The 16,780-nt window shown below is 51.3% G+C and carries 18 protein-coding genes; 4 read left to right on the top strand and 14 right to left on the bottom strand.

Annotated elements, in window-relative coordinates:
- The first annotated feature begins 31 nt into the window (after positions 1–31).
- Complete coding sequence (locus tag ETC27_RS02585; RefSeq protein ID WP_136253396.1) at positions 32–895, top strand: SDR family oxidoreductase; 864 nt, start codon at positions 32–34, stop codon at positions 893–895.
- Between the two features lie 204 nt (positions 896–1,099).
- Here ETC27_RS02585 and ETC27_RS02590 read toward each other — a convergent pair whose 3' ends face one another.
- The 13 genes from ETC27_RS02590 to ETC27_RS02650 all read right to left on the bottom strand — a co-directional run bounded on the left by ETC27_RS02590 (position 1,100) and on the right by ETC27_RS02650 (position 13,580).
- Positions 1,100–2,023: a phosphatidate cytidylyltransferase gene (locus ETC27_RS02590; RefSeq protein WP_136253397.1), complete on the bottom strand. Its 924-nt coding sequence runs from the start codon at positions 2,021–2,023 to the stop codon at positions 1,100–1,102.
- Positions 2,020–2,658 (bottom strand): lysophospholipid acyltransferase family protein, encoded by a 639-nt coding sequence (locus ETC27_RS02595; RefSeq protein WP_136253398.1) that lies wholly within the window; start codon positions 2,656–2,658, stop codon positions 2,020–2,022. The genes ETC27_RS02590 and ETC27_RS02595 overlap by 4 nt, the downstream gene beginning before the upstream one ends.
- A 175-nt stretch (positions 2,659–2,833) precedes the next feature.
- Positions 2,834–3,448, bottom strand: a complete 615-nt coding sequence (locus ETC27_RS02600; RefSeq protein ID WP_136253399.1) for a CDP-alcohol phosphatidyltransferase family protein — start codon at positions 3,446–3,448, stop codon at positions 2,834–2,836.
- A gap of 213 nt (positions 3,449–3,661) precedes the next feature.
- Positions 3,662–4,120 carry an ABZJ_00895 family protein gene (locus ETC27_RS02605; protein ID WP_136253400.1) on the bottom strand — a complete coding sequence of 153 codons (459 nt, stop codon included), beginning with the start codon at positions 4,118–4,120 and terminating at the stop codon, positions 3,662–3,664.
- 158 nt (positions 4,121–4,278) lie between these two features.
- Positions 4,279–4,908 carry a hypothetical protein gene (locus ETC27_RS02610; protein WP_136253401.1) on the bottom strand — a complete coding sequence of 210 codons (630 nt, stop codon included), beginning with the start codon at positions 4,906–4,908 and terminating at the stop codon, positions 4,279–4,281.
- A gap of 78 nt (positions 4,909–4,986) precedes the next feature.
- Complete coding sequence (locus ETC27_RS02615; protein ID WP_136253402.1) at positions 4,987–5,775, bottom strand: hypothetical protein; 789 nt, start codon at positions 5,773–5,775, stop codon at positions 4,987–4,989.
- A 74-nt stretch (positions 5,776–5,849) separates the two neighbouring features.
- Positions 5,850–6,521, bottom strand: coding sequence for a BrnT family toxin (locus ETC27_RS02620; RefSeq protein ID WP_136253403.1), 672 nt, complete (start codon positions 6,519–6,521; stop codon positions 5,850–5,852).
- A gap of 78 nt (positions 6,522–6,599) precedes the next feature.
- Positions 6,600–7,283 carry a RipA family octameric membrane protein gene (locus ETC27_RS02625; RefSeq protein WP_136253404.1) on the bottom strand — a complete coding sequence of 228 codons (684 nt, stop codon included), beginning with the start codon at positions 7,281–7,283 and terminating at the stop codon, positions 6,600–6,602.
- Positions 7,284–7,366: 83 nt separating this feature from the next.
- Positions 7,367–8,035, bottom strand: coding sequence for a PDDEXK family nuclease (locus ETC27_RS02630; protein WP_136253405.1), 669 nt, complete (start codon positions 8,033–8,035; stop codon positions 7,367–7,369).
- Between the two features lie 85 nt (positions 8,036–8,120).
- Complete coding sequence (locus tag ETC27_RS02635; protein ID WP_136253406.1) at positions 8,121–9,080, bottom strand: hypothetical protein; 960 nt, start codon at positions 9,078–9,080, stop codon at positions 8,121–8,123.
- Between the two features lie 122 nt (positions 9,081–9,202).
- Entirely contained in the window at positions 9,203–10,495 is a 1,293-nt protein-coding gene (locus tag ETC27_RS02640; RefSeq protein WP_136253407.1) for a HEPN/Toprim-associated domain-containing protein, read from the bottom strand.
- A 797-nt stretch (positions 10,496–11,292) separates the two neighbouring features.
- The gene (locus ETC27_RS02645) at positions 11,293–12,180 is read right to left on the bottom strand and encodes a carbon-nitrogen hydrolase family protein (RefSeq protein WP_168709012.1); all 888 of its coding nucleotides are present in this window, start codon (positions 12,178–12,180) and stop codon (positions 11,293–11,295) included.
- A gap of 11 nt (positions 12,181–12,191) precedes the next feature.
- The gene (locus ETC27_RS02650; RefSeq protein ID WP_136253408.1) at positions 12,192–13,580 is read right to left on the bottom strand and encodes an APC family permease; all 1,389 of its coding nucleotides are present in this window, start codon (positions 13,578–13,580) and stop codon (positions 12,192–12,194) included.
- 236 nt (positions 13,581–13,816) lie between these two features.
- Between ETC27_RS02650 and ETC27_RS02655 the strand changes: the two genes are divergently transcribed.
- The 3 genes from ETC27_RS02655 (at position 13,817) to ETC27_RS02665 (ending at position 16,194) form a co-directional block, all read left to right on the top strand.
- Positions 13,817–14,614, top strand: a complete 798-nt coding sequence (locus tag ETC27_RS02655; protein ID WP_136253409.1) for a helix-turn-helix transcriptional regulator — start codon at positions 13,817–13,819, stop codon at positions 14,612–14,614.
- 108 nt (positions 14,615–14,722) lie between these two features.
- On the top strand, positions 14,723–15,328 hold the full coding sequence (locus tag ETC27_RS02660) for a LysE family translocator (protein ID WP_136253410.1): 606 nt from the start codon (positions 14,723–14,725) through the stop codon (positions 15,326–15,328).
- An 11-nt stretch (positions 15,329–15,339) separates the two neighbouring features.
- Positions 15,340–16,194 (top strand): AraC family transcriptional regulator, encoded by an 855-nt coding sequence (locus ETC27_RS02665; RefSeq protein WP_136253411.1) that lies wholly within the window; start codon positions 15,340–15,342, stop codon positions 16,192–16,194.
- Between the two features lie 155 nt (positions 16,195–16,349).
- Here ETC27_RS02665 and ETC27_RS02670 read toward each other — a convergent pair whose 3' ends face one another.
- On the bottom strand, positions 16,350–16,775 hold the full coding sequence (locus ETC27_RS02670; protein ID WP_136253412.1) for a universal stress protein: 426 nt from the start codon (positions 16,773–16,775) through the stop codon (positions 16,350–16,352).
- Positions 16,776–16,780: the final 5 nt, after the last annotated feature.

Below are 16,780 nucleotides of genomic sequence, written 5' to 3' on the forward strand. Positions count from 1 at the left end.
ACATACCGGAATAAGCAACCAGGAGGAACGGATGACACAGGCCCCAGACACGGCGGCAAAGAGCATACTGATCACCGGGTGCTCGAGCGGCATCGGCCAGGCCGCAGCGCATGCCCTATCAAAGCGCGGCTGGCGGGTGTTCGCCACCGCACGGGCCGAGGCCGACGTTAAGCGGCTGGAAGAGGAAGGCCTTGAGGCCCTTCCGCTGGATCTAAATAGCAGCGACTCGATTCAGGCCGCAGTGGAAGCAATAAAAGAGCGCACCGGCGGGCGACTGACGGCGCTGTTCAACAACGGCGCCTACGGCCAGCCCGGCGCCGTGGAAGACCTGAGCCGTAATGCGCTGCGCGAACAGCTCGAGACCAACCTGCTCGGCACCCACGAGCTCACTACCCTGGTACTTCCGATGATGCGCGCCCAGGGACACGGCCGCATCGTCCAGAACAGCTCGGTACTCGGCATTGCCGCTCTGCCCTATCGCGGCGCCTACGTATGTTCCAAGTTCGCCCTCGAAGGCCTCACCGATACCCTGCGCATGGAGCTCAAGGGTAGCGGTATATATATCAGCCTGATTGAGCCCGGCCCCATCACCAGCCGGTTTCGCGAGAACGCCTACCGCGCCTTCCAGGCACATATAGATACCGCCGCGAGCGCCCATGCCGACACCTACCAGAAGGTAGAAGCACGGCTAGCCGGCAGCGACAGTGGCGGCGCCTTTACCCTCGGCCCCGAGGCCGTGGTGAAAAAGCTGATCCACGCGCTGGAAAGCCCACGCCCGCGACCCCGCTACGCGGTAACGGTGCCTACGCACCTGTTCGCGGTGCTGAGGCGACTACTGAGCACCCGCGGCATGGACCGCGTGCTGCTGCGCTCCACCAAGAGTGAGCGGGAGTGAGCTCAGGCACTCATTCAGATACTCATTCAAGTAGTCATTCAGGTGCTCACTCAAGTACTAAGCCAGTACCCGACTTATTGCTTGGGGGGGATGAAAACTCGAATTGCAACAGCACCGGCGGTCCGAGCCCCTTCAATAGCGTTAGGCGTTGAAGTGGGTGCCCCGCTTTCCGGTGGCGGTGCAAAGCCTCGAGTGGACAAGCGGTCATGCCCACCAGTAACGCACCACGTGGAAGAACACAGGGGCTGCAAAACAGACAGAGTCGATACGGTCGAGCATGCCGCCGTGGCCTTCAATCATATGGCCCCAATCCTTGACCCCTCGATCACGCTTGATCGTCGACATCACCAGGCCACCGGCGAAGCCCAACAAATTAACGAGCAAAGCGATCAGTGCCGCCTGCCAAGGTGAGAAAGGCGTTATCCAGTACAGGCCAGCGCCTACCATCGTCGCTAGCAGCACACCACCCAGCAAGCCTTCAATGGTTTTGGATGGCGACAGCTTGGGTGCCACCTTGCGTTTGCCGAATAGCTTGCCGCAGCAATACTGCAGCACATCAGATAGCTGCACCACGAGGATAAGCCAGGCGATAAGCATCAGGTTATGCCCTTCAAAGCCCTCTACCTTCAGCGTCATCAATGCCGGAACGGTTGAGACACAGTAAACGGCGATCATCAGTCCCCATTGAACCTTGGCGGTGCGCTCCAGGTAATGGGTGGTATCGCCGCCGAAAGAAGACAGAATCGGCATCAAAAGAAACACGTATACGGGGATCAAGATACTGAACATGCCGTACCACTGTAGGCCTATCAGCAGATACTGGGCCGGCAACGCAAAATAGAAGGCAGCCACCAGGGCCAGGTAATCACCATCCCGCGTTGGCGTCAGGGTCAGAAACTCTCTCAATGCATAAAAAGACACCAGGAAGAACAGCAGAATCACGCCATATAGACCAAACATGAAGGCGATGCCGATGGTAAGAACCATCACCCACCATGCATTGATCCTGGCGTTGAGGTTGTCGATGACAGCATTGCGGCCCTTACGCCAGGCAAGCAGCCTACCTATCAGAGTCGCCAACACCAAAAGCAAGCCGATACCGGCAAACAACCACATTGTCTGGCTCATACATCCTCCCGTGACATATCAAGCAGTGCCAAACGTAGTCGTTCAAGGAACTCCATCTTGGTTTCCTCATCCTGGAGTTTGATCGGTGCGCCAAAATGCAACGTAGATAGCAGCGGCAAGGGCAGGTAGCGCCCCTTGGGCATGACGCGATTCAGGTTAGTAATCCAGACAGGTATCAGCTCTAAATCAGGGTGGGCATGAGCCAGATGATAGATACCACTTTTGAAAGGCAACAGCGGTGACTCACTCAGGTTACGCGTGCCTTCCGGGAAAAATATCAGCGAGTCGCCATCTGCCAATGCCTGCTGTACCGGTGCTAGAGGATTGCCCTTACCCCGGCCCCCTCTTGGGACCAGCACGGCATTGAACACCCGTTGGCTGATAAAGCGCTTTAGCGCAGTGTTCTGCCAGTACTCAGCACCTGCAACCGGGCGGGTTCTTTTACGGAGCAAAGCCGGTAGTGAAGCCCATAGCAGTACAAAATCAACGTGACTGCGGTGGTTGGCAAAATAGAGCCTTTGGTTGTGATTCGGGTTGCACCCCAACCAAAGCGCTCGAGTACCTGTTATGAGCCTGGCGGCTAACGTAATGCATTTGGCGGTCAACTCGGCGACCCAACCGGTCAGCGTATTCATGGATAATGACAAACTCCTGGTACAGGCACGAAAAACAACCACGCACAGCGCCCGCAGATAATCGTGGGGCCAATCACTGGCAGGTACGCCAGCAAGTTGCTGGGCAGAGGCGCATGGCCCTAGATGGAAGACCCCAATGACCAAGTAAGCACGTTACTGCCTTACTTTGGGAAAATTAATTTTTTGACTCGCTCTGCTTCAAGCCGAACTTCACCCGATTGAAGATCGTCCAGCATAGCAAGAGGATGACCGCAGCAAAAATCAGGTTCAACCAGAAGGCAGGCAACCAACCCAGGGCGACAAACAGCCCCAGCGTGCCAAAAACCAATGCGCGATCACTCTTGCCCATGGGGCCATCATAGCGACGTTCCGCTCCCACCATCACACCGAGTACACCAGTGTACTCGCTCATAATAGCCAGGAGTGTCAAAGCGATGATCAGTGCAGCTTCAACCCCGGCTAGCAAAGCAAAAGGCAGATAGAGAACCGCATCTGAAACGATATCGGCCAGTTCATTCAGGTAGGCGCCAAGACGAGATTGCTGTGAAAACTCACGTGCCAACATGCCGTCGATGGCGTTGAGTGCCATTCTTATGAACATCCAAAGCGGGATAAGTGAAAATAGCCCGGGATGCGGCAACAGACATAAGAGGGTGCCAAGTAATATAGACCCCACACCTGCAATGACGGTTATCTGATTGGCGGTGACGCCATTCTGATACAAACGGGTGACGAGCGGGCGCAAAAGATCCTGAAAGCGGGATTTCAGTTGATAAACAGATAGACTCATTCGCTATAACACCCTTGCATGGACATGATAATCATCACTATCGTACTTTAATATTGAGCCAGTAACTATGCACACTGCCAGCCCCCTTGACTTCTGAACATTAACATAGACTTTTATTGTCAACTCTACTCGGAAAATGAGCTCACAAAAATAAAAATAAATCCTTGGCGCCTACCCGCTGGAGGTCGCAGACACGAATAATCTTAATGATTTTCAAACCTTCCCTTTTTTCTGAAGATTCTTAAGCTGCCTTTTAGCAAAGCCACCATAGCACCATGACAAGATTAAAAAATAGAGCAGCGAAACAAATAGGAACAGCCCAGGGATAACCAAAAAATTCATGCTCTTAACAATTGCATATATGTATAAAAGACCATCAAAACCGGCTATTGCCAAGACAATTATTACTGAAGAAGCGATAGATAAACCCCAGCAGGAAAACAAGGACAGCCAGACTAGCTTTGACTTCTCCTGCTTACTCGGTATTCGTTTATTGTTTTCTACAAACTTTCCTGCCGCATACACGGCCCCACCAATCAATACGGCAACAGATACACCAGAATTTGCATCTATATCCAGCAAATAGAGCATTAACGAGACAGCAATCAACCCTAACGCATAAGCAAAACAGAACTTAATCACGTATTTATTTATCTTAACATCTTGTTCCACGAACGACTCTCCTTGATCATACTAATAGTGCATTAAGCGGCGGCATTATGATGCAGACGAAGTCGCAGTGAGAGGGTCATACTTAAAGAGCAGAGAAAACCAACGCCCACGTAAAGCGCGCGAGGTACGAGCGTCGCCTTTGACGTGTTTGTTATGCATTATAGTTTGGCCTTGCCTGATTCTTGCTGCTCTACAATTGGCTCAGCTCTCCGATACAGAGCTAGTAGCATTTTCAATTGGACAAGCTCGTTTTGGCTAGATATTTTTTTGAAAGCTTCAATCTGTTTAGGATTTAATTTGAAATCTCTCGATAAAAGTTTGACTGACTTCCCGATGAACTCTATGTCGTCTTTAGTTAGCTTTGATTCAGCTTCTTGGATTTTAATGCTGCCTAGCTTTCTTTTATGATAGCTACCGACAATAGAATCGTATGTTTTGTTTATTGCTAGTGCCGACCCACACATAGTAGTTACCAGGGTAGCTACATCAGCAGCTACACCGATTACACCCGAAAGCTCAATGAAGCCAGGAGAAGCATACTGTATTTTAGAAACCTGTAGGCGATGATCCTTATGTGTCAGCCCATACGATTTCTGGAAGAAATTAATTACGCTGTACCCGCCGCCCCATGGGTAAGTTGAGAAATCCAAATCAACATATTGTCCCTCTGCGACACGGCTCACTACATAGAAAAAGCTATAAAGCTGAACATATTCCCTTGTCATAACGGAGAGGTCTTTCAATTCCCATCTTTTATCAAGAAGAATTTCAATTTTTCCAATTTCCATCTAGCTAATTACTCCTTTTCTGGGAAGATGCATAACGCTTGCATCAGGTGCTCCGAAGGCGTCACCTGGACGCACTTGTTAAATGGGGATTGCACATACCTTATCTGGAGGCACCTTCTGATTGCAGAACTTTATAAGTACAACTAAAGAGTCTTGGAACTCCGAGAACTGGTCGTGGGAAACGCACAGTCTCATCAGTAGCGGATGAACAGGATCATCCGGGTTAACTGTCAACTTTATATCTTCATCCGTAAAAGGGTTTATGTACCTGACATCTAAGGATGGGCAAGACATCCCATCAGTAACATATACCCCAGAAAGCTTACCTTCTGCTGCTTGCTTTTTGTGCTTCATATCTGTCATTTGAAATCCCCAGAAGTCCATTAACTTTCTATCAGTTGCAGCAATAAATAGCTCAGCAACTTCAATAGATTGTTTAACCTCAGAACGTTCTGGAGCTGAAAAGTTATGCTCTAGTTTGTTTCTCAAATTTCTCACCTGGGAAACCAAACCACTCGGAGCCATACCAAATGAATTTATTATTCTGAGCTTTATTGGCACATCCTTTCCATCTTTTGGGTCTGAGAAGAGCTCAACAAAATTAACAAGATGTTTAGGGAAGTTCTTTGGGTTATATCCAAACGACATAAATATCTTGTCTATCTGGCAATCAATGGCCCTTTTTGCATTAGATAGGGCATTAACCAACCCTCTTCTAGAGCCATCCTTTAAATCAGTTTTAGAGAAAGAAAGAAACTCTGAAGGATTAATTTCAAAATTGTGCGAAAGCCTGGCTCCACTATCTATTTCAATAATGCAGTTAGTAAAGTCAATTTTGGCCAAATCAAGAAGTTTTGCGAAATCCATGTTTCCCCATTTAACGCCGCGCTCTGCGGAAATTTGGGAGCGCCAGCGAGTAAATTTTCCGTAGCAGCGCCTTGTTAGGCATGGCTTTCCAACAAGTTCTCATTGAGAATCACGATGCATCTATCTATGAATTCTCTTTTCTTTTCCGGATCTTCGGGATATATATCTTTAAGAGCATTGTTCAACGTTTTCCTATACTTAATTTTACTCATCACTCTCGATGAAATAAATCTAAACTTCATTTCCCTAATATGAACAATGGAAATGATATAGCAATTACTTTGTACGTTAGGATTCAACGGTAATGTTAGGTGGTGCTCATCCGACAAATTAGCAAGATCCGAAAATATCACAACCCGCTCCAAATCGTTTTTGTCGGGACAGGGAACCATAAGGGCACCAAATTTACTTGAGTAACTAACAACCTCCCCAAAAGAAATCCCATGCTTTATAAGATTTTGTCCATTTTTAGAAGGATCGAATTCGTATAACTCACAGCTTGAATACAAATGCTTACCTGCGCCCAGCGATTCAAACTCGTCTCTAAATAGATTCTTGATCGCATATAAAAAAATATCTAATTTATTATAAAAATCTATATCTACTTTCCCTATCAGGATTTCAATAAGCGTTTGTTTCCTACCCTCTTCTAGCTGAAGGCAGTCTAGCTTGATTGAAAGCTCTTCATCCCTGATAGAGGACAACAATTCCTTCGCTTTATTAAATAGCTTTATATCTTTTTCCACTTTTCTGCCCGTAAAGATTGCTGGACTTCCCCAAAAACCGGCGACTCGGCTGCCTAACGCTGAACGAAGCGGCGCGTCTCACGCGTCCGTCTTACGTGACTGGTTAGCTGGCCTTACTCGGGATTTCCTTCGTTGTGCCGTATGGAAATACCCTCCACCATAGGACCTACCGAGCCACAGAAACGACAAGCACGTGCAGATGCTGAGACCTATGATGACCATGTAAAACCAGTTAACAGACTTGTCGATAGCAAACTCAGGTAGCGAGTAACCAAGTAGCAGAACCCAAAGCAAACAGACATACAAGCTTATGAGCTGATTGATCTTCGATACCGAAATCCTACCTGGACCGGTGATAACGTCGACACACTTTTCCCGGACCGATGCGGGTTTATTTCTCGCAAGAATGATTTTGTATAGAGGGCCGGTTACCTTGTCTTCAAGCTGATCTACGTGCTTCTCCCAGTTTTCTTGCCAGAACTTGCTACCGCGATTTGCGCAAAACCAAGCGAAAGAAAACACCAAACCCAAGCTCGCTAAGATGATTGCCAAGTCTCGTTTATTGGCAAAATCCGACGCCTGTATGGCGATAAAGCCAGCCAAGCTCGCGCCAATAAAGGTCCAGAAATAGGTAGCCCTTTTCCAGTAAAGTTCTATCTCGAATTTTCGAATATCGAGGGCTTGTTCCAGCGCCTGAGGTTCTTTGCCGGCAAAAGCCTTTTTGTATTCTTCTGGCGTCAATTCATCCGTCGTGCTATCCATAAACCTCCATCACAGAGTGATGCTAATTTTCGCCATCACCGGTGGCAAAACCGCAGCGCAGCGTATGTTTTGCCATGGCCTTGTTAGCCATCTTTTTTGTTTTGAGCACGCTCCCACTCAATGCCCAATCCCTTAAATTTTTGTGCAAAAGGTATGACTACCAGCGCCACCGCGCCACCAAGTAAAGTCAAACGCTCTGCGGTTAACAACTTGATTCCATTTAGCGAGCAAACAAAATCAGCTACTAGCAACGTCACTAGAGCAAATGCAGTTGCATGCGAAATTAGCTGGAAGGAGTTAGAGACCTTTTCTTTCTTTTGTTTTAAATCTTGCTTTCTCTCGGCAATTTGATTTGATGACAATGCTGAAAAAGCAGGAAACAGTCTAAAATCCACTTTTTCAAGCTGATTCTCGCTGTTGAAAATATGAAGCTCAAAAGGATATTTAGATTCAGGATCGTCATTTGGAGTCACCAAGAATGCAGGTAAAGTTGGGTCGCCGACTGCTTTTTTATATTGCTCCAACTGTTCCTGTACGCCTCGAATACGATCAGTTATTCGCCCCTTCACCTCGACTATGGCAAGCCGCTCGTTTCGATCTGGGTCAACGATCATAAAATCGGGTATATACAGCTTGCCTTCAGGTCCTTTTAGGCGCGGCTCATAAATCAAAGAGCCATCAGGGTACCCGCGCTCCTGCAAAAAGGCTGCGAATTTTTGCTCTAATATTGAGTGAAAGTCTCGTTCTTTCATGTTTACTCTTTAAAGCTAACGCCCGGCTCACGCGCCGGTTTGGAGCCGCGAAGCGGCGGAAAATAGGTCGCCGTGCAGCCGTTTGTTAGGCACCTGGCTCACGATTATGAATAAATTCATTAAATGCATGGGGCAATTTGATTTCCTGCTCCTCATATACGTCTTCACCTCTGAAGTTCGTGACTGTAGTTCCCTTTAAAGAGGTAGATAAAACGCCGATAGAACTATGCAGCCGAGTGACCGAATGAATTGCAGTAATGACAAGAGGGCTTACCTTAGGATGTAACCTGAATATTTCATCAAGCTCACTTTTGCAGTCGACTAAAACGGTTTCGTAGATTTTTTCGAGACCCGACTTCAATATCCCAAATGGCTCCGCCACTGTAGTAAATATCTGATCCTGAACCTTATCATGCTCAAGAATATTCATTCCGTTGAGCAAAATATAGCCATGATCACACTCGCACCGAGAAATCTGCTTGGCGCCAGACTCTATGTTTTGAAGAATCGTCGCTGGCTTACTACTTCGTAGAGTCTTGCAGGCTACAGATACCCTCTTTCCCTGAAAGGTAAAAATTGCGTCTGGGTTTTCTCCAGCAGACGAACTTACCGGGTCATCAAGATCTACATCCTTCCCATGTGCAATAGCAAAGAAGCCAACAATTGCCTCAATGAATTTGTTAGTCTTGTCATCCTGCTTGCCGGTAACAGGATTCAGCATCGGCACAGCGGAATTGAACCGAGGCGCAGCCTGCACTAAGAGACCAAGGTGAGGTTTTAACTTATCGAATTCATTTGAATTTTTTACAGACCATATCCATTTGTATAGCTCGTGTAATCCGCCAAGAGCGATCCGGCCGTTTGGATAAGAATTGCCATAAGGTGATTTCTTATAGCCCTCATAGAACTCGTGAGCAGCCAAATAGTCACTTTCCAAATGGGAGCTTAGTTCAGCCTCCACCTGTATCGACTTCAGGTATTCAACTAGGCAATCCACCTGGCGAATTATTACGTCATAATGCTCGAGTGTTCCCAATGTCTTCAACCCTATTGCCTAACGCCGCGCTCTGCGGCAAATTTTGAACGTAGCGGCAAATTTGTCCGAGAGCAGCGCCTTGTTAGGCAACTCCTTGAGACGCGCCGATACGTAAACTAAATGAAACTTCCTCATACAACCGGGACTACCAATCCAGCCTGTAAAATAAGCGAATCTATTAATTTCGATAGCTTAGACGCGTCGTATTCGCCATTTTGCAGATCGTAGTCGGACTGATCATAGAAATGCTTTGAATAGGATTCTTTAAAATCCAAAACCCCATGCCATGCGTCAATATCTTTTTTGAGATTACTCCATGTGACCTGCGCAGGAGGATACTGATCTAGACGGAGGTCAAGATAGCACTCAATCGCGGCGGCTCGTCCATTGATATCCGAAATGTTCACACCTTCAGGCCCGAGAGTTTTAAACTCCAGAAATTCCTCAATGTCAGGAAGAAGCATCGCTCTCATATTGGCAGGAGGGTTCAGCTTTTCTAGCTTACGGAAAGCGTCAACACCCTCTGCGTCGTTATCGAAAACGAATAAGACCTGATTGAGCACCTCGATTCGTAAAAGTCCTTCTGCAAATTTCACGAGGTTCCCGGTTCCCCAGAAAGGGTGGCGCTCCTCAACATCCACAAAATTGAAAAAATCGGCCACGTCCGGACGTAGTACATCAAGTGCCCGTCGGATGATGCGGGCGTCCGATGTACCCTCGGTTGCGATCAGAACTTTTTGCCTTTGCCGCGCTCCGGCTAAGAAGGCATCGCGATGAACCCAGCCGGCATGGACAATGGGGCCAAACGCCCATGAAACCTCAATCTCTGCATTTTCCTCATGCTGCGCAAAGACTTGAAGCATTGATTCCGCGCTTAGGATACAAACACTCGCAGAAAGATAACTTGCTTCGGACCAATACAGATCAGAATCTCCGTACCCAGGAATTCGATAAAATAAGTCGATATCAGTGGCAAAACGTCCCCTGGAAACCTTGTCTCGGTCCGGCGTATCGTACTCGATATAGTCGTTTTTCAATTCTCGGAGCGGATAGCGACATGCCAAACTGCAGAATTCTTCGAACGTGAGAAATTCTTGTTTCGATCCGTCTACATCAATCTCCCTAGAAATTTCCTCTGCTTCTGCAACCACCGCTTGGTACTCAGCGCGTGCAGCCTCAAGTGTAAACCCTAGTAAATTTAGACGAGTCAATACCCGGGATAGAGTTCTAGAAAAGACCTCTTCAGCTTCATCAAGCTCATACTTTTCGTCTGGGTTTTCCTCGTAATATTCGTAATTTATTGTTTTAGACTTTCCCCGCTTTAAGTCGCCATCCTGAAATAGAAAACCATAATCTATACCTATATGATTTTTAGAATATGAAAGCGAAATGTCTCCAAGGCATAGCTCTATCGAAGTTCCCATTTAACTTGCCTTCTCATTAAAAATCGTCTCATCGCGGACTATTTGCCGTACTGCCTAACAGTGATTATACAGAAAGCTCGTTTATTGACTTGAACGACCTGGCGCGTTCAAGTCAATAAACGAGCGCGCCGCCCCCAGCCTAACCCATTGATAAAAAAGACTTCTAAAAATAGCTTGGCTACCTATGCAGAATTCGCGTGCCTGCGCGTTTTGCCAGATCCAATAATACTGTATAGAAACCCATACGCTCGGGCACCAACACATGGACATGCAAAGCAGCCCAAAGCTGATGGGTCGTGAGAAGGCAACCATGCGCCTAAAACGAGACTGTCGACACACCGAGAAAAGCGAATGCTACGGAATGTGCTATTCCATTCGCTTCCAGGGGTGCGCCAGCATGGGGGCAACGGGATGAAGTGTGGCGATATTCACGCTACCGCCCCTACCTGAGCATGCTGCAATGGCGTCCTGCCATTCATGCGGTAGTCTCTGCATCCTGCATACTCAGTATTCAGTTTAACCGTCTTGGCGGCCCTGAATGGCTAGCGTATTCATTCGTGGCGATGGATGCAAAACGGCAATGAGCTGAAAAGCGGGCTTGGCCTGGCAACTTAATCGTCGAGCGAGAGTGGTATTTTGTAGTAACACTGATGAATAAGGCCTTTAGGGCGAAGTGAGCGCTCCCCAACAGGACTATTTACCTGATATACGCCAAAACCGGTACCTACCCAAATTCAGAACCAAAAAAAGTGCGGTGTTGAGCCGCACTTTTCTGTGAAGACTAACGTCTGGACAGTTTATCGCTCTCGATTCCATTTGCGGGGATCAATACGGCCTTCATACATCGGTAATTCCAACACCGGGTCCTCATTCCGGCACTGGGACCACATGCGATTAAAGCCTGCGGTGCCGAAGGTCCGCACGCGTTCCACCTCATCCAGGTTGAGCACATCGGTGAGGATTCCCGAGGTGGCGCCGGGCATTTGCGAGCGCACATGGCCTTCGGGATCCACAATCAGGCTCTGCCCTTCGCCCGAGGGCGTGGCCGAATTGACGCTGACCATAAACACCTGGTTGAAGATGGCGTTAGCCTGCACCAATACCAGTTCCTGGGCGCGGTCACTGGTCGAGGTAGCGACCTGATTGATGATCACGTCCGCCCCCAACCAGGCTAATTGCCGCACCACTTCCGGAAACCAGATGTCATAGCAAATGGCCAGGCCTATCCGGCCGATCCCGGGAACATCAAACACCTCAAAGCTATTGCCCGGCTGAAACGGCTCATAGGGCCGCCAGGGGAAGCACTTGCGATAGGCGGCTACTCGTTCGCCCTCAGGCGAATACACCGGTGCGGTGTTGTACAAATGGCCGTCGTCGCCTCGCTCGCAGACGGTGCCCGGCAACAGCCAGATGCTCAGATTCCGGGCGATGCGCGACAAGTGCTGATGGCGAAGGCCATCGATCGGTTCGGCGGCCGCCTCCAACTGTGCTCTGCGCTGTTCAGGCGTGCCACTGGCAGCGCATAGGTAGAACTCCGGGTACACCACCATGCGTGGCTGATCAAACTCAGCACCGAAGTCGCTCAGGTAGTCGGCAAGTTCCGCCTCGAAGTCGCGCAGCTCGGCATCCGTGCCTGGCTGTCGTGAGGCTTCCTGAACGACCAGAATGGGCAAGTATCTGGGCATGTCAGCCTCCATTAGCGATGCGCTTCAGCCGAGGCAGTCGCCGGCTCAGACTCAGACTCGGAATCGGATTCATCGAAGGCCACTTCCGGCGGTTCACGGCGGAAGAAACGGGTCAGGTAGGCCAACTGAGACACACCGATCAGTAGCCAGATCAGGCCCAGGAACACCGCGTTGATATCCAGCTTGCTCATCAGCCACAGGTTGACCATGGCACCGATCAGCGGCACGACAACGCCCTTAAAGACGCCGTAGCGACGCTTGGCATCCGCATCCTTGCTCACAAGGAAGATCACCGAGAGGTTGACCATGGTGAAGGCAATGAAGGCGCCAAAGTTAATGAACGAGGCGGCTGACAGCACGTCCATGAACAGGGCGATAACACCGATGCCGCCGGTCAGTACGATGCTGAAGACAGGTGTATGAAACCGCGGATGCAGGGCACCAAACAGCTTGCGCGGCAGCACGGCGTCGCGCCCCATGGCGTACAGCAGGCGTGATGCACTGGCCTGTGCCGCCAAGCCCGAGGTGAACTGCGCCAGCACCATTCCGGCCAGGAAGATGGCCCCGAACAGGTCTGCGCCAATCATCCTGGCGATCTCGAAGGCGGCTGAATCAGGTTCGGCGAAATCGCTGCCGGGATGCGCGAGCTGGGTGGTGTAGCCCACCAGCACGTAGATACCACCCCCGATCAGGGCGGTGAGCATAATCGCCCGGGGAATGTTGCGCTTGGGCTCGATGGTCTCTTCGGTCAGCGTGGTAACGGCGTCAAAGCCCAGGAAGGAGTAAGCTGCTACGGCTGAAGCGGCGGCAATGGTGGTAAAGCCGGAATCCTCGCCGATGAACGGTGCCAGGCTGAACAGGGCATCGGTGCCGCCGGTCGAGAACACATGACGAACAGACAGCAGCACGAAGAAGCCGATGACCAAGATCTGGAACACCATCAGCAGCGAGTTCACCTTCGATGCCATCTTGATGCCATAGATATTCAGGAAGGTGGTGATGCCGATAAAGCCCAGCAAGAACGCCCAGCTAGGCACCTCGGGGAAGCGCGCGTTCAGGTAGGCGGCGCCGATCAGCCAGATCACCATCGGCAAGAAGAAGTAGTCCAGCAGCACGCTCCAGCCCACCAGGAAGCCGACGCGTGAGTCGATGGCCCGGCGTGCATAGGTATAGGCAGAGCCCGATACCGGATAGGTCCGCGCCATGATGCCGTAGCTATAGGCGGTAAACAGCATCGCCACGGTGGTGATGAGATACGCTGTGGGTACGGCGCCATGGCTGACGCTGGCGATGACACCGAAGGTCCCCAGCACGATCAGTGGCGTCATGTACGCAAGGCCAAACAGCACCACGGCCTTCAGCGATAGGGTTCTTTCAAGTTTGATATTGTTGTCGTTCATGCTTCGTCTCCAGGACACGTTGACATCGGCGCCGAGCAAATGCCCGGCCAGTGCAACAAAATGGATGGCGGTGCCTGGTCTCATATTCTGAGCGGCACAGCCACGCAGCCACCGGCATTGGAATCGCCCGGCTAGACTGCGACGCGTTGCTAGCAACACGACCTAGAACCGTATGATCCGGCCTTCGGAGCGTATATAACCCCAGCGTGGTATGTGGTCTTGGACATGAGGGATTGGTGACACACAGCGACTATGACGAGGCGTTGGGCAAGACCATCAAGGCCTTGGCCACGCCAGAGCTACCCCGACGTTTTGCCCGACTGGTGGAAGGCCTGGCGGCATTCGACAACCTGATCATCATTGCCTACCACGGCGAGCACCGGCCGGCGGTGCTCTATCGGGAGTACACCGACCCCGTTGTCTATCTACCGATGGATAGCCAGTATCTCGGTGGAGCCTACCTGTTGGACCCTTTCTACCGCGAGCACCTCAAGGGCAAGGTGCGGGGAATACGGCGGCTGGTGGACGTGGCACCGGATCATTTCCGGCGCACGCATTACTATAACAACTATTACAAGCAGACCACGCTGCTCGACGAGGTGGCAGTTTTTGCCAGCATTTCCGAGAGTATTACGCTGACCGCCTGTTTCGGTAGAGACCGCTCCAGCGGGACAGCTTTTGGCAAGCACGAGGTCCAGGCCCTTCACGAGAACGAGATGGCCCTTAGCGCATTGCTGGAAATGCACTGGCGTGACTATCAACCCGAGAGTCTCGCTGATGCAGCCCCCGCCCCACTGGAAGAACGGCTGCGTGAAGCCCTGAAGCAGGACCATGACATCGGCCTTAGCCCACGCCAGGCCGAAGTGGCGCTACTGATACTGCGTGGCCACTCATCGCTATCCATCAGTCTCCACTTGGAGATCAGCCTCCAAACGGTAAAGGTCTTCCGCCGCCAGCTCTACGCCAAGTGCGGCATATCCTCTCAGGCTGAGCTCTTCGCGCTGTTAATGCCCTTGTTCTCACGACTGGCCTGACACTACCGAGTACCAGGCCAAGGCGCTGCAGGATCGTTCAAGACCACTCCCTCGACGCTCGCTAGCCTATGAAATCAACTAACAACCGGCTATCGATGAGGCAGAGAGATGGAAATCGTCTTGTACGCGTTCACCGTGATGTACACGCCTGGCCCTGTGAACCTGATGGGTTTGAACGCGGGGCTTTCCTCACCACTGCGCGACACCTACGGCTTCTTCGTCGGCGTGGCGTTGGCGATTTTCTGCTGGTTCGCCTTGATCGGCTTTGCGGGCCAGCTTTTGGTCGTGCAAGACCTGATTCCCTATGTCGCGCTGGCGGGTAGTGCCTATATTCTCTACTTGGCATACAAGGTGTTTACGTCGAAACCAGCAGCCGCTGACGACAATAGCCAAGCAGCCCCAAACCGATTGAGCTTCAGTAACGGGCTTTTCATGCAGTTGCTGAATCCCAAGAACTCACTTGTCGTCATACCGATAACGACGGTCATGTTCCCCGGCCGAGACATTACCGGTATCGCATTAATCAGTTGTTCGGCGCTGATTGCGCTCGGAGGCGGCGGTGCGCCTACGCTCTACTTCTTGGCAGGCAAAGTCGTTGGCAAGCGAATTCATCAGCCGCGATACTTGCGTGCCTGCAACCGGGTCATGGCGCTGCTGCTTGTCGTTGTCGCCGTCATGATGCTCGTCGATTATGTTCTCGTGCCGTTGCTCTGAGTGGAGTCACCATGAGCGAGATGAATGCCGATTGGTGCTTTGTGGCGCCGCCAACGCGAATCGAGCGCCTGGAGGCACGCTTTCAGGGCCATGCCTACACAACGCACCGCCACGATACCTTCGCCATTGGCATCACGCTAAGCGGCGTGCAGAGCTTTCATTATCGCCGCGACTATCGGCACAGCCTGCCCGGTACCGTGATGGTGATTCACCCGGACGAGGCCCACGATGGCCATGCCGGTGACGCCCGTGGCTTTCACTACCGGATGCTCTACGTCACTCCAGCCCTCATCCAAGACGCGCTAGGTGGCAGAACGCTTCCTCATATCACCGGTGGCCTGTCTACAGCCCCGTCCTTGCAGCGCGCCGTACGCTTCCTGCTGACATCCATCGAGGCGCCCTTGGACGCGCTCGAAGAGGCAGCCGGCATCGCGGAATTGGCCAGAGTACTAGAAGCCAATAGCGATACTCGGCTCGCTCACCCGAGAACGGCACCCGACATGCGTGCGGCCAATCTGGCTCGGGCCTATCTCGATGCGCACCATCATGAAGGCGTATCGCTGGACGACCTTGAGCGGGTAACGGGTCAGGAACGTTGGACACTCTCCCGCGACTTTCGCGCGTTGTTTGGCACCAGCCCCTATCGCTATCTCACGCTACGCCGGCTGGATCTTGTCAGGCAGCGCATTGCCGCTGGCGTCAGCCTGAGCGAGGCCGCGCTCTCGGCAGGCTTTGCTGACCAAAGCCACATGACCCGCGCCTTCGGCCGTGCCTTCGGCATCACGCCCTCGCGCTGGCGTTCGTTACTTTGCCATGATGGACAACGCCGCAAGGGCCTAGCGGCAGGGAATGACGTCTACCTCTAGCGCCGCTTCCTTCAAGCCGCCACACCAAAGAGCGCCCCTACCCCGGCGGTTAATCCCATCGCCAAGGCGTATCGATTGTTCAAGCACAAAAAAAGCGGCCGTCAGACACATCTGACGGCCGCTTGCCTACTGCACTTGCCTACTAACTTAACGACTTAGCGAATCACAAAGACCGAGCAACCGGCATGGCGCACCACCCGCTCGGCTGTCGAGCCGATGAAGTAGTCGGTAAATCCAGGCCGGCTGGCCATCATCAGGATGGCATCGGCACCAATCTCCGAGGCGTATTCGAGAATCTGATCATGAGCGCTGCCTTCTCGGGTGACGATATTCATGGTGACGTTCTCCACCTGCAGCGACTCGGAGAGAGTCTGCAGTTGGGCCTGCGCCTCCTGTTGATGTTCAGCGTACTGGCTTTCCCCCAACTGAATCATTAGCGCTTCTTTGTGAACTGTAATCGGGTCCACATAGAGCAGGGTGATGCTGCCCGCGCCATCAATCAACAAGCGGGCGGACTCCCGCAACCTAGCGAGCTGCTCTTGATGAACGAGATCGACGGGGATCAGGATGTGATTGAACATGGATT

This window comes from Onishia niordana (genome assembly GCF_004798965.1).
Lineage (GTDB): Bacteria > Pseudomonadota > Gammaproteobacteria > Pseudomonadales > Halomonadaceae > Onishia > Onishia niordana.